This window comes from Frondihabitans sp. 762G35 (assembly GCF_002074055.1).
Classification (GTDB): domain Bacteria; phylum Actinomycetota; class Actinomycetes; order Actinomycetales; family Microbacteriaceae; genus Frondihabitans.
The window spans coordinates 174,838-193,316 of record NZ_CP014619.1 but is presented as its reverse complement, the minus strand read 5'-3'; the positions used below and the strand labels follow the sequence as shown (position 1 = coordinate 193,316).

Sequence of the window (18,479 nt, the reverse complement as noted above, 5' to 3'; positions counted from 1 at the left end):
GTGAGAACGCCGGGCACGGGCATCCTGCGCCCGTCGGCCGGAGGCCCCGCGGTGTCACCCGGTCGCGCCGGAAGGGCCGCCGGGGATGCCCCCGCGCCCGTCCGAAGAATTCACCCGGACGACACCGACCACACCCGAAGTGGGGGTCCAGCCGGGGCCCTCGCGCGGCCGATAACCTCGTCGCATGACCCGTCAGCACCTCGTTCGAGCCGCCGTCGCCGGGGCGGCCCTCGCCGTCGTGGCGCTCACCGCAGGATGCACGGGGGCCCAGGGAACCGCCTCGAACGTCGCCTCGATCCCCTCCTCCCTCCACGTGGAGGCGTACGGGGTGGAGGGAGCCGCCTCGACCCGGGCCCTCGCGCGCGACGCCCGGGCGATCGACACGGTCGGCATCTCCGGCGTGAACCTCACGGCCCAGGGCGAGGGGGTCGCCGCCTCGACGGCGGGGGACCTGGACCTCCTGAAGGCCGCGCACGACGGCGGCGCGAAGGGCGAGCTGCTCGTCACGAACGTCGACGCCGCCAAGGGCGACTTCAGCCCGGACATCGCCACGGCCATGCTGTCGAGCGAGGCGAACCGGCAGTTCGTGATCGCGGGGCTCGCCGGGGAGGTCGAGCACGGCGGCTACGACGGCGTTCAGCTCGACCTGGAGAGCCTGACGTCGGCGAACGCCGCCGATCTCGTCTCGTTCGCCTCCGAGCTCCGCTCCACCCTCCCGCGGACCGCGACCATCTCGATGGCCGTCTCCGCCTCCGACACCGCCGACGGCTACGAGGCGGCGGGGTACGACCTCGCGAAGCTGGACGCGTCGATCGACCGCTTCGTCCTGATGGCGTACGACGAGCACGGCGTGGGCTTCAGCGCGGCCGGGCCGGTCGGCGGCCTGCCGTGGGCGACGCAGGCGCTCGGGGCGATGACCTCGCTCGTCCGCCCCGCGAAGATCGACCTCGGGGTCGCCGGCTACGGCTACAGCTGGAAGGCGGACGGCTCCGGGAGCGTCGTCACCCCGGCCGAGGCCCGGAAGACCGCCGGCGATCGCGCACGATGGGTGGCCGCGCAGGGCGAGTGGACCGCCAAGCTCCAGGACGGCACGGTGCTCTGGTGGTCGGACGCCCGGTCGCTCTCCGTCCGGGCGAACCTCGCCGTCTCGAAGAAGCTGCACGGGCTGGCGTTCTGGCAGCTCGCGACGGCCGATCCGGTGAAACGCGCGAGCTGACGAACGGGGTTGGCGCGTCGGCGTCCTTCGACGTAGAGTCTCCTCATTCGAACGTATGTTCGATCGAAGGGAGCACGGTGGAGACGATGACGAGGGTCGACGAGTCCGTGATGGTGTGGGTCTCCGCCGAGGGCGTGCCCCAGCGGCTGGTCTGGCGGGCCCGCCGCTACCGGGTGAGCGACGTGCCGACGCGCCTCAGCCCGACGTACCCCGGGTGGCAGACCGACGCCGTGTTCGATCCGGCGATCACGCATCCACCGGAGCCGCGTGAGTCGTGGCGCTTCCAGGGCACCGGCGAGGGCGGCGAGTCGCTCGTGTTCGACGTGAGCCGCGACCCCTGGGGCGAGCGGTGGCGGCTCCTCCGCACCTACGAGTAGGAGCCGCCCCGCGAGTACGCCCTCCGGCGACCGTGCTGTCGGCGCGGGCGGGAGGGCGTACGACCACCTCCGCAGAGAACGCCGCTAGGGTTCGGCGTCTGCACTTCGGGAAGAACGGCTTCGATTCGGGCGAATGCCGCGGCGGCCCGTCTAACGTACGCGTCGGCCTGTGTGGGCCTCCCAGGGAGGCCACCGGAGAGGTGCCGGGCGAAGTCCCCCTGGACCCTCGCACCGGCAGCTCGCCCCGGTGATGCGCGGCTCCTCGGTGCCGCTTCCCCGATCGAACCATACCGGATGGTTCTTATCCAGCCCCCGGAACGAGGGCAGCCGGAATCCGCAGCGGCCGCGGCCCGATCACGCGGGTCGGATGGTCGCCGGGAGGTCCTTGTAGAGAGGCAGCCGCTCCGGGACGACGACGGCCCGGAGCACGACCGTCCACATCTCCCGCACCCGCGCGTAGACGTCGGCGTCGCCGCCGACGGCGTTCGCGACGACGTGCACGCCCGTGAACGCGGCGACCAGGAACCGCGACAGCATGGCGGGATCGAGATCCGCCACGACGTCGCCCTCCTCGACGGCGCGGGCGAACAGGTCGTCGTAGAGTACCGACCACGCCTCGTAGGCCGCCCCGATGTCGAGGTGCGAGTAGAGCTCCTCGGTCGTGAGCTTGACCCCGGCCCGGACGACGACGTCGGTCGTCAGCTTCCGCGTGAAGACGCCGCTGAGCAGGATGCCCGCCTCGAGCGCAGGCCTGCCCAGCTCGAGCACGGCTGCGGCGTCCGCCCGCAGCGTGTCGAGCTCCGCCGCGATCACCGCGTTCGCGAGGTCGTGCTTGGAGGCGAAGTGGAAGTAGAGGGCGCCCTTCGTGACGCCGGCCTCGACGGAGACGAGGTCGAGGGTCGTACGGGCGTAGCCACGCTCCGCGAACATCGTGGCGGCGGCCCGGACGATCGCCGCCATCGTCGCCTGCGCGCGCTCCTGGCGGGGCCTGCCGGGCGCGACCGACGCCTCCTGCGGCGCTGATCCGCCGGGGTCGTCTTCGTCGTGCCCATGCGCCTGGTCAGGGCGCTCGAGTGCTGCCACAGTTCGGATTCCGTCGTGTTCGGTTCTGATCCACCCCCGCGGGCGGTTCCGTCCCGCGCACGCTCAGGCTACCCGCGATCGGCCGCGCCGGCACCGACGGAGATGGAACGGACGAGGGGCGGGATGCCCGGCATCCCGCCCCTCGATCGACTACGCCTTCGCGACTACGCCTGCGCGGCGACGGCCAGCGTCGGGTAGTCGGTGTAGCCGGCGGCGCCGGGCGAGTAGAACGTCGACGGGTCGGGCTCGTTCACCGGGGCCTCGAGGCGCCAGCGGTCGGCGAGGTCGGGGTTGGAGATCGCGAGGCGTCCCACGGCGACGGCGTCGGCGTGCGCGCCGTCGAGGAGGGTCAGCGCCTCCTCGCGCGTCGTCACCGACGAGAAGCCGGAGTTGACGATGAAGGGGCCGCCGAAGCGGGTGCGGAGATCCTGGACGAGGGCGCCCTCGAGATCCTGCTGCAGGATGCTGACGTAGGCGAGGCCGAGCGGCGCGATTCCGTCGACGAGGGCGTCGTAGGTCGCGCGGACGTCGTCGGCGTCGCGCTCGAAGACGTCCTGGATGTTGTGGGCCGGCGAGATGCGGATCCCGGTGCGCCCGGCGCCGATGGCCTCGCGGACGGCCTTGGTGACCTCGATGACGAAGCGGGCGCGGTTCTCCGGGCTGCCGCCGTACTGGTCGTCGCGGACGTTGGAGACCGGCGAGAGGAACTCGTGGAGCAGGTAGCCGTTGGCGGAGTGGATCTCGACGCCGTCGAAGCCGGCGCGGATGGCGTTGCGCGCGCCCACGACGAACTCCTGCTTGACGGTCTCGAGCTCGTCGAGGGTGAGCGCGTGCGGCACGGGGAAGGCCGCCTTGCCCTTGGGCGTGTGGACCTCGCCGTCGATGGCGACGGCGCTCGGGGCGACGATGCGGTCGGTCCCGGTGATGTCGGGGTGCGAGACGCGCCCGCCGTGCATGAGCTGGAGGACGATCACGCCGCCGGCCGCGTGGACCGAGTCGGTGACCCGCTGCCAGGCCTCGACCTGCTCGTCGGTCTCGATGCCGGGCTGACCGGCGTACGCCCGTGACTCCTGGACCGGCCAGACGCCCTCCGTCACGATCAGACCGAGGCCGGCGCGCTGCGTGTAGTACTCCGCGACGAGGTCGCCGGGGACGCCGGTCTCGCTGGAGCGCATGCGCGTCAGCGGCGCCATCGTGATGCGGTTGGCGAGGTGGAGGTCCCCGAAGGTGACGGGCGAGAAGAGATCCATGAAGCGGTGCCTTTCGTGGCGGTCGTGAACGCGGTGGCGTTCCTGATCGCCCGATGCAACCGGACGACGCCCGACGGTATTCCAGGTGCGCTGGGTGTCCGCCGGGCGTCGCCACCGCAGGATCCGCGGGGCCGGGACGTCAGCGGCGACCGAGGCGACGCTCTCCGGTCGCACCGGGGGTGTAGGTCAGGCCGTAGTGCTCGAAGATCGCGGGCTCGCGCGACGCCTCGAGCTCGCCGTCGGTGTCGATCGACGGGGCGTCCTTGACGAGCTTCTTGCCGACGGCGACCTTGAGGTGCTTGGGGGCGACCGTGGCACCCTGCAGCGGGACGAAGGTGAGGCGGCTCCGGCCCAGGATGCCCTGGGTGACCGTCGCGAAGGCGGGCGTCTCGGTCGCGGTGTCGAAGTAGATGCTCTCCAGAGTGCCGACCTTGTCTCCGTCGACGTCGACCACGGGCAGGCCCAGCCAGTCGCGGATGTTCTCGGGCTCGAACATGGGGTGTCCTCTCTCGCACGGGGGCAGGGCCGCGTGTCAGGGTCGACGCTAGTCCGACGCGGCCTCCGAGCGGCTGACGACGGGGCGTTCCGGGGCACGTCGTCGTCGCGCTAGCCTCTGGTGTGACCAGCGACCCGCGATTCGGCATCGAGCTCTACGACGCACCCGCCGGTCCGCAGCGCATCGGCGACGCGACGGGCACGCTCGTGGGGCACGTGTGGAGCCTCGATGCCGAGCGCCTCGCGGTCCGCGACGACGGCCGCGTCGTGCTGGTCGATCCGGGCGGCCGCAACCCGCTCGAGCTGAACCGCGACCTGCCGGCGCTCCGGGAGTTCCTCGCGGCGTTCGGCCGCTACTACGCCGGCGACCGGCCCGCGGCACCCGCCCCGATGACGAAGGCGGAGGCCCGGGAGCGGCTGGCGGCCCTGCAGCGCGGGGACGCGGCTCCTGCGGTCCCCGCCCCGACGCCGGTGCCGCGCGAGACGCGGCTGGCCGCCCTGCGCGCCGAGCTGGCGGCCGCCGACGAGAAGGCCCTCGCGGCCGGCTCGTGGTGGTCGCGCGTCCTCGACGAGGTCGCGGCGAGGCGCTGAGCCCTCCTCAGCCGGTGAGCGGGGCGAGACGGGGCAGCGGTTCGAAGCGGCTCCGGGCGAGGGCGCGGAGGTCGGCGGGAGATCCGGCGAAGAGGTCCTGGTCGGCGGCGACGGTGTCGCCGGGGCTGCCGTCCGTGACGCTCTCGAAGCGGCGCCCCGCGTTCGTGTACTGCCAGATCGTGTATCGGCTCCACGACGCCGGCAGACCTCCCGGACCCTCGGTCGGGTCGTCGACGTACCGGGCCAGGAAGAGCGGGTTCTGGGGGAAGTCGTCGCTGTCGCCGGTGCACCGCTTCCACCAGTCGGCGGTCGTGTAGAGGAGGGGCACCCGGCCGGTCAGCGCGACGACCGTGTCGCTGAACCGCGACACCCACGCGGTCATCTCCTCAGGCGTCAGACCCCAGCAGGAGTCGGTGCCGTCGGTCCTCACGTACGGGTCGTACTCGAGGTCGAGCAGCGGCGGCAACGTCGCCGTGCCGTCGACCCGGCCGCCGCCGAGCCCCTCGAGGGCCTTCACGAAGTACGCGGCCTGCTTCTCGCCTCCGGACTCGTTCGGCTTGGCGAAGTGGAAGGCGCCGCGGGGCACGCCGACCCGGGCGGCCTGGGAGTACTGCGACCGGAAGCGGGCGCTCGTGTAGGTCGTCCCCTCCGTCGCCTTGACGTAGGCGAAGCGAGCGCCCAGCGCCTTCACCCGGTGCCAGTCGACCCCGTGCTGGTAGGCGCTGACGTCGAGCCCGAGGAGCGACTCCCCGGTCGGGGCGGGTCGAGCCGCGGCCGCGGGCGCCGGGCTCGGCGCCGAGGCCGGATGAGCGAGGAGAGTCGAGCCCGCGACCCCCGCCAGCACCAGCACCGCCACGGCCGCGGCCCGGCGTCGAGGTCGTCGTCTCGGCGGCACCGCCGCTAGCGCTGCTTCGGGAAGACGATCCACAGCACGATGTAGAGGAGCACCTGCGGCCCCGGCAGCACGATCGACAGCAGGAAGATCAGTCGGACGATGAACCGCTTCCAGCCGAGTCGGTCGGCGATGGCGGCGCAGACGCCGGCGATGACGCGGCCTCTCTTGGGGCGGACGATTCTCGACATGCCCCCGAGTGTGGCGCACCCTCCTGAGCGCCGTCCACAGCCACGCGACCGTAGATGCTCGTCAGCCAGACGTGCAGCAGGGTGTCGACGGCTTCCGACAGCGGACCTGTGGCCTCCGGTTCGGTGAGGGCCAGCAGGATCACGCGCTCGTTGAGCAGGTTGAGGCTCGTCGCGAGGCGGTGCGGCGCGGGGGCGTCCGGGCCGCTCGGGGAGGCGCCGCGGACGCGCTCGGCCTCGATCCCGCGGGCCGTCGCGTCGATCCAGCGACCGAGCAGCCGCGACCACTGCGTCGCGAGCTCGGGGGCCTCCGCGCGGGCCGCGACGGCGGCGACCGTCACGCCGCGGTGGGCGCTGAACGTCTCGGCGAACGCCTCGATCCCGCGGCGCCACGAGGCACCGGGTTCGTCGCCGAGGCGGTCGAAGACGTGGGCGGTGCGCGTGCCGGCCTCGCGGGCGACCCGGTCGAGGAGGGTGAGCAGCACCGCCTCCTTGGAGGCGAAGTAGAAGTAGAAGGTGGGCCGGGAGATCCCGGCGCCGCGAGCGAGGTCGTCGATGGTGATGTCGCGGAACTCGCGGTCGTCGAGCAGCCGCTCCGCCGTCGCGAGGATCGCGAGCTGCCGGTCGTCGCCGGTGACGCGGGCGGCGCGTCTCCCGCGCTGCGGGGCGGCGGCGTCGGTCATGCGGCGATCCTAGCGGGCCGGGTGCTTTGCTCAACAGGGTGTTGATCCACTCGACACGGTGTCGATAGACTCCTTCCGACTGCAAAGGAGCACTCATGAGCGCAGGAGCCCCGTCCGTCGCCGAACGGACCGAACACGTCGACGTCCTCATCGTCGGAGCCGGCCTCTCCGGGATCGGAGCGGCCTGTCGCCTCGTCAAGGACTTCCCCCGGAAGACCGTCGCGGTCCTGGAGTCGCGCGAGGCGAGCGGCGGCACCTGGGATCTCTTCCGGTACCCCGGCGTCCGGTCCGACAGCGACATGTTCACGCTCGGCTACTCGTTCCGGCCGTGGGACTCCTCGACCACGATCGCCCCCGGCGCGTCGATCCTCGACTACGTGCGGGAGACGGCCCGCCAGTACGGCGTCGACCGCCTGATCCGCTATCGGCAGCGCGTCGTCGCGGCCGACTGGTCGACCGCGGACGCCCGCTGGACGGTCACGGTCGACCGCGGTCCCGAGGGCGCGGCGACCTACACCTGCTCGTTCCTGTTCCTCGGCACCGGCTACTACCGCTACGACGAGGGCTTCACCCCGTCGTTCCCCGGCGAGGAGCGCTTCGAGGGGCGCGTCGTGCACCCGCAGCACTGGCCGGCCGATCTCGACTACGCGGGCAAGCGGGTCGTCGTGATCGGGAGCGGCGCCACGGCCGTGACCCTCGTGCCGACGCTCGCCGAGAAGGCGGAGCGGGTCACGATGCTCCAGCGCTCCCCCGGCTACATCGCCGTGCTGCCGTCCGTCGACGACGGATTCGACCGCCTCCTGGCCCGCCACGTGCCGAAGCGCGCCGCCGCCGCGGTCTCCCGCTGGAAGGGCATCACGCAGTCTCTGGTGAGCTACCGGATCAGTCGGCGGTCCCCGGAGCGGATGAAGGGCATCCTGCGGTCCCAGGCGCGGAAGCGCCTCCCCGACGACTTCGACATCGCGAAGCACTTCCAGCCGAAGTACGACCCGTGGGACGAACGGCTCTGCATCGTCCCGAACGGCGATCTGTTCACCGCGATCCGCGACGGGCGCGCCGACGTCGCCACCGACACGATCGACACCTTCACCGAGCGCGGCATCCGGCTCACCTCGGGCGAGGAGCTCGACGCCGACGTGATCGTCACGGCCACGGGGCTCAACCTGCTCCTCTTCGGCGGCATGGCGCTCAGCGTGGACGGAACGGCGATCGACCCCGCCGAGCGCGTGACCTACAAGGGCATGATGCTCGAGGGCGTGCCGAACCTCGCCTTCGCGATCGGCTACACCAACGCCTCCTGGACCCTGAAGATCGACCTCGTGGTCCACTACGTCGAACGCCTGCTGCGCCACCTCGACCGCACGAAGCAGACCACCGTCGTGCCGGTGCCGCCGCGGGACGTCGGCGAGCGCACGCCGCTGATCGACCTGTCGTCCGGCTACATCCGCCGCGGCATCCACCTCATGCCGAAGCAGGGCGCCGAGGCACCCTGGCGCCTGCACCAGAACTACCCGCTCGACGTGAAGCTGTTCCGGCTCGGCCGGCTCCGCGGCGACGGCCTGCGGTTCTCCGGTCGCGTCGAGGCGCCCGAGTGGGTGATGGCCGAGTGACCGCCCCGGCACCGCTGCCGACCGAGGCGACCGCGACGGTCGGGGGCCGACGCGCCAACTACCGGGAGACCGGATCCGGCAGCCCCGTCCTCCTGCTGCACGGCATCGGGCGCAGCCTCCACGACTGGGACGACCAGCACCGGCTCCTCTCGTCCGAGCACCGCGTCATCAGCCTCGACCTCGCCGGGTTCGGTGACTCCGACCCCCTCCCGCGCACGCACACGCTCGACTCCCTCGCCGCGTTCTGCTCCGCCTTCCTCGACGCCCTCGGCATCGACAGCGTCGACGTCGTCGGCAACTCGCTCGGCGGCGCCGTCGCCATGGCGCTCGCCGTCCGCGACCCGGGTCGCGTCCGCCACCTCGTGCTGATCAACAGCGCAGGATTCGGGTCCACGGTCACGAGCGCGCTCCGGGCGATCGCGGTGCCGGTGGTGGGCCGCGTGCTGCTGCGCCCGAGCGAGAAGACCGCCCGGCAGACCGAGCGGGCGCTGTTCCGCGACCGGTCGTTCGTCTCGGAGGAGCGCATCGCGCGGAGCCTCCGGCGCGGCTCCCGCCGCGGGGCGATGCGCGCCTTCCGCGAGGTGGCGCACGACCTCGGGACGATCCGCGGCATCCGTCCCGCCTGGCGGGCCCGCCTCACCTCGGCCGTCGCCGCGTCGCGCACACCCGTGCTCGTCCTCTGGGGCGATCGCGACCTGATCCTGCCGGCGGAGCACCTGCGCGAAGCGCAGCGGCTCCTGCCGGACGCCACGACCCACCTCTTCGCGGAGACAGGCCACATGCCGCACCTGGAGCGGGCCGACGAGGTGGCCGCCCTGATCCTGCCGTTCCTCGCCGACCGGGCCGGAGATCGCTGAACGCCGACCGGCGGGCCCGGCGTAGCCTCGCCGGCATGAACACTGTAAATCTCGGAGGACTCACCGTCTCGGCCCAGGGCCTCGGCTGCATGGGCATGAGCGAGTGGTACGGCCAGGGCGACTGGGACGAATCCATCCGCACCATCCACCGCGCCATCGACCTCGGCGTGACGTTCCTCGACACCGCCAACGTCTACGGCGACGGCCACAACGAGGTCCTCGTCGGGCGTGCCATCCACGACCGACGCGACCGCGTCCAGCTCGCCACCAAGTTCGGCATCGACCGCACCGCGGGCGACGGGAACCGCGTCATCCGTGGCGAGCGCAACTACGTCAAGCAGCAGGCGGAGTCGTCGCTCCTTCGCCTCGGCATCGACACGATCGACCTCTACTACCTGCACCGCCCCGCCACGACGGCCGAGATCGAGGAGACCGTCGGAGCGATGGCCGAGCTCGTCCAGGAGGGCAAGGTCCGCTACCTCGGTCTCAGCGAGGTCGACGAGTCGCTCCTCCGCCGAGCCAGCGCCGTCCACCCGATCGCCGCCGTCCAGAGCGAGTACTCGCTCTGGACCCGCGACCCGGAGGAGCTCGCTCCCGTCATGAAGGAGCTCGGCACGGGCCTCGTGCCCTACTCGCCGCTCGGGCGGGGCTTCCTGACCGGCACGGTGACGCCCGAGTCGTTCGGCGACAAGGACTTCCGCAAGCGCAGCCCGCGCTTCGTCGGCGAGGCGGCGGAGGCCAACCAGGCCATCGTCGACGCCGTCCGCCGGGTCGCCGAGCGCGTCTCCGCCGAGCCGGCGCAGGTCGCCCTCGCCTGGGTCAGCGCCCAGAGCGAGCGTCTCGGGATCCCCGTCGCTCCCATCCCCGGCACGAAGCGCGTGAAGTGGCTGGAGCAGAACGTCGCCGCGCTCGACGTCCGCCTCGATGCCGAGTCACTCGCGGAGCTCGACGCGCTCGGCGACAAGGTGGTCGGCGCCCGCTACTGACGGGGCTCTCCTCGGAAAGCTATTGACACTAGCCAATCGGCTAGTCACAATAGCTTCACGTCGTCAACCCGAGGAGCAGCCATGATCGCCACCACCGGAACGCACCATCTCGACCGCCCCGAGGGGCGCCTCGCCTACGATCTCCGCGGCGAGGGGCCCCTCGTGGTCACGTCGCCCGGAATGGGCGACCTGCGGTCCTCCTTCCGCGAGTACTCGTCGCTCCTCGTGGCCGCCGGGTACCGCGTCGCCGACCTCGACCTCCGTGGCCACGGCGACAGCGACGCCTCGTTCTCGACATACGGCGACGAGGCGACGGCGACCGATCTCGTAGCCCTTCTCGACCACCTCCTCCGGGGCACCGGAGAGAAGGCGGTCCTCGTCGGCAACTCGATGAGCGCAGGAGCCGCAGTCCTCGTCGCTGCCCGGCGGCCCGACCTCGTCCGCGGCCTCGTGCTCGTCGGCCCCTTCGTGCGCGACCCTGCCGTGAACGCCGTCGCGCGCCTGGCGTTCCGCGTCATCACCGCTCCGCTCTGGGCCGGTCCGGTCTGGGGCCGCTACCTCCCGACGCTCCACGCGGGCCACCGCCCCGAGGGCTTCGGCGAGCACCTCGCCGAGATCAGGGCGTCGTTCCGGCGTCCCGGCCGCGGGCGGGCCTTCTCACTCACGGCGCGCACGAGTCACGCCGAGGCGGAGCGACTGCTGCCGACGATCGGGGTGCCCGCCCTCGTGCTGATGGGGGCCCTCGACCCGGACTTCCCGGATCCTGCCGCCGAGGCCGCCTGGATCGCGGAGCGCTCGGGCGCTGCGGTCGTGCTGGTCGACGACGCGGGGCACTACCCGCAGTTCCAGCAGCCGACGGTGTCCGCGGAGGCGACCCTCGGGTTCCTGCGCGCTCTCGACCGGGGCGAGGACCGTGCCTAGGGCCGGTCTCACCCGCGACCGGATCGCCGAGGAGGCCGAGGTCGTCGCCGACGAGGTCGGCCTCGAGCGGGTCACCCTGGCGGCCGTGGCCGAGCGGCTCGGGGTCCGCATGCCGAGTCTCTACAAGCACATCGAGAGCCTGGAGGGGCTCCGCGTCGCGGTCGGCGAGCGCGCGAAGACGGAGCTGGCGGCCGAGATGGCCGCGGCGACCGTCGGGCGCGCAGGAGACGACGCCCTCCTCGCCCTCGCGCACGCCGTCCGCGGGTGGGCCCGGCAGCACCCCGGCCGCTACGCCGCGACCGTGCGGGCCCCGCGCGACGGCGACACCGCCGAGACGGCTGCGGCGGACTCCGCCGCCCGTGTCGTGTTCGACGTGCTCCGCGCCTACGGCCTCGAGGGTGACGACGCCGTGCACGCGACACGCGCCTTCCGGTCGGCGCTGCACGGCTTCGTCAGCCTGGAGGCGTCCGGGGGCTTCGGTCTTCCGACGGACGTCGACGCGAGCTTCGAGTGGTTCGTGCGGGCGCTGGCCTCCGGGTTGGACCGGGCCGCGGCTCCTGCGCCCTGACGTCGCGAGCACGGACGGGAGACGAGAAAGCGGGGCCCGCTCACCCGAATGAGCGGGCCCCGCGGTGGGAACGCACCCGAATGGCGTCCCTACCACCTGCGGATACCTGAACCGCATCCGAGGCCTCTTAACGCTATCGGCCCAGCCCGTGCGTCACAACGTGAGGGGCGAAACGATCAGGAAGCGTAGGAGCTCTGGTCGACCGTCTCGAGGATCCGCACGCGCAGGGCGACGAGCGAGCCGTGCGCGGAGGCGGCGTCGAGACGGCCGCTGTTGTAGCAGTCGAGAACGCTGAGCAGCTCCATGCGGAACCGGGCGCGTTCGAGGAAGGACAGCTCGACGCGATCGTCGAGGACTTTCATGATGTCGAGGCGCTCCTGGATGAGCGCGGCGACCTGCGGACTGTACCCCATCGTCAATTCCCCTTCCCACGATGATCATGCCCCTCTTTCCTTGGGAATCCCAGGGGATTGTCACAGAGAGACGCGCGTGATAGCCCGTGCGTGTCCCCCGATGAGCGCCTACCGTCGGAGTCTCCCGATCGGAAGGATCCCCCGTGACCGACAAGAGCGACAGCACCGAGGACGCGGTGGCCGCGGCCGCCCTGCCCGGCGACGAGACCGAGCCCCTCGGTGGGGCCACCTCGGGCGAGCGCGACTACGTCGCCGTGAACGCGGGCGGCGTCTCCGGGGAGAAGCACACCCCGACCGCCGACGAGGAGGTCGGTCGCGGCGCCGGTTACGACCCGTCGGAGGAGCGGTATCCGGATGAGGAGCGCGGCGACTGACGGCGGCCGACGGGCGCAGCGGGGCGACGTCCCGTTCAGGGGGCACTCGGTTTAGGGACTCCCGCCGAGCGCGGGCGACCCGGAGGATTGCGTCATCGGCCCCGTCGCTCCTGCGATCCCCTCCGGAGACGGGCTGAAGCGGTCCACCCCGCCGCGCTCTGCCCCGCCACCCGAGGATCCCCGCCATGCCCGAACACGCCGCCCGCCTCTCCCTGCCCCGGAGGGCCCTCAAGCCGGTCGCCGTCGCGACCGTCGTCCTCCTCGCCGCCCTCGGCATGACGGAGGGCAGCGGTGTCAGCCCGGCTCGCGCCGCAGCCAACCTCTCCTGCGACCAGAACACGATCTACGCCATCGCGGGCGCGAACGGCACCGTCCAGTCGATCGACGCGACCTCCGGAGCGACGGCGGCTCTCCCCGCTTTCACGACCACGGGCAACACGGCGAACAACGCTCTGGCGCTCGCCCCCAACGGGACGGCCGCCTACGCCACGGTCAACCAGACGGCCGAGAACACCGCCGGGTCGATCACCCGCTACGACGCCGCCTCGGGCACCGTGACGGCGATCACCGGCATCGACATCCCCGCGAGGACCATCCGCGGCGCCGTGAACCCGGCGACGGGCATCTACTACTTCGCTCAGGGTGGGGTCACCGATCCCGCCGTCTACGCTTACGACCCCGCGACCGGCGCCTCGATCGGCAAGGTCGGGCACCTCCCCGGTGTCGCCTCCGGCAACGGCGACTTCGCGTTCTCTACGAGCGGCATCCTCTACGTCGCCGCCGGCGCGCAGGTCCTCCGCGTCGACACCGTCGTGCCCTCGACGACCGGGAACGTCGCGCTGACGACCAGCCAGGTCACCGCGCTCCCGTCGGGCACCAACAGCCCCGGCATCGCCTTCTCCACGAGCGGCTACCTCTACGTCGCCAGCGGCACCAACCTCCTCCGCATCGACCCCAGCTCCGGAACTCAGGTCGGGACCGTCGCGATCGCGGGCGGCCTGCAGCCGACCGACCTCGCCTCCTGCAACTACGCCGACAGCATCTCCGGTCGCGCGAGCGTCGACCAGCGCTGGCGCGGCACCGACCAGTTCGCCCTCGAGGTCGCGGGCGACGGCCTCCAGTACGGCAACACCGCCACCACCAGCGGCACCGACACCGGCCTGCAGAGCGCCGTCGCGGGCGCCTCGCTCGTCGTCGGCGGCAGCACGTACACGGTGTCGGAGAAGGCCGCCGGGACCACCGACTTCGCCGACTACGCGACGAGCTACCGGTGCACGAACCAGACGACCGGCAGCGTCGTCGCGACGGGGAGTGGCAGGATCGCGTCGATCACGCCGCCGAAGTCGTCCGCGCCGGACGACGCCGACGTCTCCTGCGTCTTCACGAACACCCTCCTCTCCGTGCACGTCGCGGCCCGGGACGACAGCTTCCACACCAGGACCGACACGCAGCTCTCGGTCTCCGCTCCCGGCGTGCTCGGAAACGACTCCGGGACCGGCACCGCCATCGTCTCCTCGACCTCGGCCGCGCACGGCACGGCGACCCTCGACACGGCGAGCGGCGCGTTCACGTACCAGCCCGACTCGGGCTTCGCCGGCACCGACTCGTTCACCTACACCGACCAGGACTCCTCCGGCCAGCAGGCGACCGCCACCGTCACGATCGTCGTCGGCCCGACGGCCAACGCCGACGTCGCGACCCTCCCCGCCGGGGCGCCGTTCACGCAGGATGCCCAGCACGGCGTCCTCGCGAACGACGGCGGCTCCCAGCTGACCGCCTCCCCCGGCTCCGACCCCGCACACGGCACCCTCGACCTCCGCCCCGACGGCTCGTACACGTACACGCCCGAGGCGCACTTCTCCGGCCAGGACTCCTTCACCTACACGGCGACCGACTCCGCCGGCCAGACGAGCACCGGCACCGTGACGCTCACGGTCGTCCCCGTGGCCGTGGCGGACACCCTCCCGTCGACGCCGTACAACACGCCGGCGACGATCACGACGACGACGCTCCTCGCCAACGACCAGGGCGCGGGTCTCGCGGTCACCGCCACGGGGACCCCCTCGACCGGCACCGTCGCGCTCTCCTCCGACGGCTCCTCGATCACGTACACGCCGGCCCGTGGGACCTCCGGTCTCGACACGTTCACGTACACCGTCACCGATGCGAACGGTGCGACGAGCACCGCCACCGAGACGATCCGCGTCACGCCCACCGCGGGCGCCGACGCCCTGCCGTCCACCCCGGCCGGAACGTCGGAGACCGTCCCCGCCTCCACCCTGCTCGGCAACGACCGTGGCACCGGTCTCACGATCACGGGCGTCTCGGCGGCCGCGAACGGCCAGGCCACCGTCGCTTCCGACGGCTCGTCGATCACGTTCGCGCCGGCCGCCGGCTACTCCGGCCCGGCGCAGTTCGACTACACGGTGACCGACGCGTCGGGCGGCACGGCGACGGCCACGGCCTCCCTCACCGTGACTCCTGCGGTCTCGGCCACGGCGACGACGGCCGTCTCCGGCGTCACCGACTCGGTCGACGCCGCCCACGGCGTGCTCTCCGACTCGTCGGGCTCGGGCCTCCGCGCCGACGTCGACACGGCACCGCAGCACGGCACCCTCGACCTCCGGCCCGACGGCTCCTACGACTACACGCCCGCGGCGACCTTCTCGGGCACCGACACCTTCACGTACACGGCGACCGACTCGAGCGGCACCAGCACGCCCGGGACCGTGACGATCACCGTCGTCCCCGCGGCCGTCGACGACACGATCCCCGCCACGAAGGCGGGCTCCCCCGAGGTCGTCGACGGGACCGTCCTCCTCGCCAACGACGCCGGCGCAGCGCCCCTGTCGATCGCGTCGGTGGGCCGCCCCGGTCACGGCACCACGCTCCTGAGGAGCGGTTCCGTCGTCTACCGCCCGGCCGCCGGCTTCTCCGGCCCCGACTCCTTCACGTACTCCGTAACCGACGGCCAGACGGTGTCGGCCCCCGCGACGATCTCCGTGAACGTCACCCCGGTCGCCGTCGACGACACCGTGCCCGGCACCACCGCAGGAGCAGCCGAGCGCCTCGACCCCTCCGTGTTCGTCGCGAACGATCGCGGCACCGACCTGCGCGTCACCTCCGTCGGCTCCGCATCGATGGGCTCGGCGACGTTGAACGGCGACGGCAGCGTGACCTACGCGTCGACGCCGGGCTTCTCGGGGACCCACCGGTTCGACTACACGGTGACCGACGGCTCCGGCCAGCAGGCCACCGCGGTCGCGACGATCACAGTGGCGCCCGCCGCCGGGCCGATCGCGATCCAGGCGATCGCCGGCGTCGTCGACCACGTCGACGCGGCGCACGGGCTCCTCTCGAACGCGTCGGGGTCCGACCTCACCGCGACGGCCGAGCAGCCCGCGAACGGAACCGTCACGGTCTCCTTCGGCGGTGCCTTCGACTACGCGCCCGCCACGGGCTTCTCGGGGACGGACTCGTTCGCGTACACGGTCACCGACGGCTCCGGCACGAGCACCACGTCGACCGTCACGGTGACCGTCGCCCCGAAGGCGAACCCCGACGTCGTCTCGGCGTCGTCCGGCACGACGCTGGCGATCCCCGCAGCGACCCTGCTCGGCAACGACCGCGGCACGGCCCTGGTGATCTCCTCCGTGACGCAGCCCGAGGGCGGCACCGTCACCCTGGCCGGCGACGGCGGTCTGGCCTTCGCCATCGCCCCGACCTTCTCCGGGGACACGACATTCACCTACGTCGTCCAGGACACCTCGGGCGGCACCAGCACCACCACGGTGACCGTGCACGTCGCACCCGTCGCCGCCGCCGACACCGGATCGACCACGGTCGGCACCGCCCTCTCGGTCCCGGTCTCCTCGGGGCTCCTGCGGAACGACGCGGGCAGCGACCTCGCGGCCGCCCTCGCCACGTCGCCCGCGCACGGCTCGGCCACGGTGGCGCGCGACGGCTCCTACGCGTACACGCCCGCCGCCGGCTTCTCCGGCACGGACACCTTCGGCTACACGGCGACCGACTCCTCGGGATCCGTCGCGGCCGGCTCGGTGACGATCCACGTCGCGCCTCTCGCCGTGTCCGACACGCTGACCACGGTCGCGGGCGTGACCCTGCACCGCGACGCTCCCGGCGTGCTCGGGAACGATCGCGGCACGGGGCTGACCGTCACCGCCGTCGGCTCGGGCGCACCCGGCACCGCGGTGACGACGCCGAAGGGCGGATCGCTCGTGATCGCCACCGACGGCACCGTCGACTACGTCCCCGCCGCCGGCTTCTCCGGAACCGACACCGTTTCCTACGCGATCGCGGACGGCGCAGGAGCCCCGGCCACCGCCACCGTCGCGATCACTGTGACCCCGCGCGCCGTCGACGACTCCCTCACGACGCCCGCGAACACGGCGCTCGACATCCCCGTCGCCACGCTGACGGGGAACGACCGCGGCACCGGTCTGACCGTCGCCCCCGCGTCCGGGACCGGGCGGGCGGCTCCCGCTCACGGCCGCGTCGACCGCTCCTCCACGGGCGATCTCGCCTACACGCCCGACGCCGGGTTCTCGGGCACGGACACGTTCTCGTACACCGTCGTCGACGCGGACGGGCAGGCGGCCACGGCGACCGTGCGCGTGCTCGTCGGCAACCTCGCCGCCCCGTACGCGACGAAGACGGCGGCCGGCTCGCCCCTCGACGTGACGGCCGCGAACGGTCTGCTGTCGCAGAGCTCCGGCACGGGCCAGGTCGCGCGTCTCGACGCGGCGCCGGCGCACGGCACCGTGACCGTCGACCCCGACGGCTCCTACGCGTACACGCCCACCGCCGGATTCTCGGGAGCCGACTCGTTCACCTACACGGCGACGGACAGCTCGGGCCAGGTGCGCACCGGCACGGTGACGATCGTCGTCACCCCCCGCGCCACCGCGGACACCGAGAGGACCACCGCGGGCCACCGGATCGTCGTCGGCGCACCCGGACTCCTCGGCAACGACTCCGGCACCGGCCTGATCGTGACGGCCGCGACGGTCCCGACGGCGGGCGGCACGGCGGACGTGAGCGGAGCGGGTGTGCTGACGTACACGCCGGCCGCCGGGTTCTCCGGCGTCGAGACGTTCGACTACACGGTCCGCGACTCCGACGGCCAGGACGCGACGACCACCGTCACGGTGCGGGTCACGCCGGTGGCGGCACCCGACAGCGGCCGGACGACGGCGGGCCGCGCGCTCGTCGTCGGGGCGGCCTCGGGTCTCCTGGCCGACGACAGCGGCTCCGGGCTGACGGCCGCGTTGCGCGCCAGGCCGGCGCACGGCACCGTGACGGTGAACCGCGACGGCTCCTACCGCTACGTCCCGCGCGAGGGCTTCTCGGGCGTCGACTCGTTCACCTACACGGCCACCGACGCGAGCGGCCAGATCACGGTGGCGACGGCGACCATCACGGTCCAGGCCGGAGCGGCTGCGGCCGACGACTCGGTGACCGCGGCCCCGAACGAGGTCGCGACGGTCCGCATCCTGGCCAACGACCGCGTGACTCCGGGAGCCCGCTTCGAGCAGGCGACGGTCCGCCTGATCGACCCGAGGACGGGCGCCTCGGTCGAGTCGTTCGCCCTGCCGGGCAAGGGCACGTTCGCCGCCCGCGCAGGCTCGGTGACCTTCACGCCGGAGCACAACTTCCACGGCACCGCGTCCATCGGCTACCGCGTCACCGATACCGACGCCGTCACCGTCCGGGCACTCGTCACCGTGATCTACCCGTCCGTCGTCGCGGCGATCGTGGCCTCGGCCGCGGCCCCCGTCATCGGAGCGCTGGCCTTCACCGGCAGCACCGGGACGGGCGCGATCCTGCTCGGCGGGGCGCTGATCCTGCTGGTCGGGCTCGGCCTCGTGCTGATGCACCTCACTCGGCAGCGGGCCGAGCGTCACGCACCGGGACCGCGGCGCACCGGCGCCTGAGGTCGCGCCGCGGGGCGGCGA

The 18,479-nt window shown here is 72.8% G+C and carries 17 protein-coding genes; 10 read left to right on the top strand and 7 right to left on the bottom strand.

The genetic code is table 11. The annotated features are described in order from the left end of the window. Positions 1 to 184: 184 nt before the first annotated feature. Positions 185 to 1,216, top strand: a complete 1,032-nt coding sequence (locus AS850_RS00960) for a glycosyl hydrolase family 18 protein (RefSeq protein WP_119867433.1) — start codon at positions 185 to 187, stop codon at positions 1,214 to 1,216. Positions 1,217 to 1,302: 86 nt separating this feature from the next. Continuing rightward, positions 1,303 to 1,593, top strand: a complete 291-nt coding sequence (locus AS850_RS00955; protein WP_123955409.1) for a hypothetical protein — start codon at positions 1,303 to 1,305, stop codon at positions 1,591 to 1,593. A 354-nt stretch (positions 1,594 to 1,947) separates the two neighbouring features. On the opposite strand, the gene AS850_RS00950 is transcribed toward AS850_RS00955, so the two are convergent. The 3 genes from AS850_RS00950 to AS850_RS00940 all read right to left on the bottom strand — a co-directional run bounded on the left by AS850_RS00950 (position 1,948) and on the right by AS850_RS00940 (position 4,422). Next, a complete protein-coding gene (locus tag AS850_RS00950) occupies positions 1,948 to 2,676 on the bottom strand; it encodes a ScbR family autoregulator-binding transcription factor (RefSeq protein ID WP_123955408.1) in 729 nt (242 codons plus the stop codon). Positions 2,677 to 2,840: 164 nt separating this feature from the next. Beyond that, positions 2,841 to 3,926, bottom strand: a complete 1,086-nt coding sequence (locus AS850_RS00945) for an alkene reductase (protein WP_119867430.1) — start codon at positions 3,924 to 3,926, stop codon at positions 2,841 to 2,843. Positions 3,927 to 4,065: 139 nt separating this feature from the next. Beyond that, positions 4,066 to 4,422, bottom strand: a complete 357-nt coding sequence (locus tag AS850_RS00940; protein WP_119867429.1) for a PRC-barrel domain-containing protein — start codon at positions 4,420 to 4,422, stop codon at positions 4,066 to 4,068. 122 nt (positions 4,423 to 4,544) lie between these two features. Between AS850_RS00940 and AS850_RS00935 the strand changes: the two genes are divergently transcribed. Continuing rightward, on the top strand, positions 4,545 to 5,012 hold the full coding sequence (locus tag AS850_RS00935; protein WP_119867428.1) for an SUKH-4 family immunity protein: 468 nt from the start codon (positions 4,545 to 4,547) through the stop codon (positions 5,010 to 5,012). A 7-nt stretch (positions 5,013 to 5,019) separates the two neighbouring features. On the opposite strand, the gene AS850_RS00930 is transcribed toward AS850_RS00935, so the two are convergent. The 3 genes from AS850_RS00930 to AS850_RS00920 are packed head-to-tail and all read right to left on the bottom strand — an operon-like array spanning position 5,020 to position 6,775. Continuing rightward, on the bottom strand, positions 5,020 to 5,907 hold the full coding sequence (locus AS850_RS00930) for a GH25 family lysozyme (RefSeq protein WP_119867427.1): 888 nt from the start codon (positions 5,905 to 5,907) through the stop codon (positions 5,020 to 5,022). Positions 5,908 to 5,912: 5 nt separating this feature from the next. After that, on the bottom strand, positions 5,913 to 6,038 hold the full coding sequence (locus AS850_RS16740; RefSeq protein ID WP_236940944.1) for a PspC domain-containing protein: 126 nt from the start codon (positions 6,036 to 6,038) through the stop codon (positions 5,913 to 5,915). Further along, positions 5,996 to 6,775 carry a TetR/AcrR family transcriptional regulator gene (locus AS850_RS00920; RefSeq protein WP_119867425.1) on the bottom strand — a complete coding sequence of 260 codons (780 nt, stop codon included), beginning with the start codon at positions 6,773 to 6,775 and terminating at the stop codon, positions 5,996 to 5,998. The genes AS850_RS16740 and AS850_RS00920 overlap by 43 nt, the downstream gene beginning before the upstream one ends. Before the next feature lie 95 nt (positions 6,776 to 6,870). Between AS850_RS00920 and AS850_RS00915 the strand changes: the two genes are divergently transcribed. From AS850_RS00915 to AS850_RS00895, 5 genes are all read left to right on the top strand, one after another. Further along, a complete protein-coding gene (locus tag AS850_RS00915) occupies positions 6,871 to 8,385 on the top strand; it encodes a flavin-containing monooxygenase (RefSeq protein WP_119867424.1) in 1,515 nt (504 codons plus the stop codon). After that, positions 8,382 to 9,242 (top strand): alpha/beta fold hydrolase, encoded by an 861-nt coding sequence (locus AS850_RS00910; RefSeq protein WP_216819823.1) that lies wholly within the window; start codon positions 8,382 to 8,384, stop codon positions 9,240 to 9,242. The genes AS850_RS00915 and AS850_RS00910 overlap by 4 nt, the downstream gene beginning before the upstream one ends. Positions 9,243 to 9,277: 35 nt before the next feature. Next, positions 9,278 to 10,228, top strand: a complete 951-nt coding sequence (locus AS850_RS00905; protein WP_119867423.1) for an aldo/keto reductase — start codon at positions 9,278 to 9,280, stop codon at positions 10,226 to 10,228. A gap of 81 nt (positions 10,229 to 10,309) precedes the next feature. After that, entirely contained in the window at positions 10,310 to 11,149 is an 840-nt protein-coding gene (locus tag AS850_RS00900; RefSeq protein ID WP_119867422.1) for an alpha/beta fold hydrolase, read from the top strand. Beyond that, the gene (locus AS850_RS00895) at positions 11,142 to 11,717 is read left to right on the top strand and encodes a TetR/AcrR family transcriptional regulator (RefSeq protein WP_119867421.1); all 576 of its coding nucleotides are present in this window, start codon (positions 11,142 to 11,144) and stop codon (positions 11,715 to 11,717) included. The genes AS850_RS00900 and AS850_RS00895 overlap by 8 nt, the downstream gene beginning before the upstream one ends. A 176-nt stretch (positions 11,718 to 11,893) precedes the next feature. Here the strand turns inward: AS850_RS00895 and AS850_RS00890 are convergent, their stop codons facing one another. Further along, a complete protein-coding gene (locus tag AS850_RS00890) occupies positions 11,894 to 12,130 on the bottom strand; it encodes a hypothetical protein (RefSeq protein ID WP_123955407.1) in 237 nt (78 codons plus the stop codon). Positions 12,131 to 12,273: 143 nt separating this feature from the next. Between AS850_RS00890 and AS850_RS00885 the strand changes: the two genes are divergently transcribed. Then, entirely contained in the window at positions 12,274 to 12,504 is a 231-nt protein-coding gene (locus AS850_RS00885) for a hypothetical protein (RefSeq protein ID WP_119867419.1), read from the top strand. Positions 12,505 to 12,689: 185 nt separating this feature from the next. Continuing rightward, positions 12,690 to 18,458, top strand: a complete 5,769-nt coding sequence (locus AS850_RS00880; protein ID WP_119867418.1) for an Ig-like domain-containing protein — start codon at positions 12,690 to 12,692, stop codon at positions 18,456 to 18,458. Positions 18,459 to 18,479: the final 21 nt, after the last annotated feature.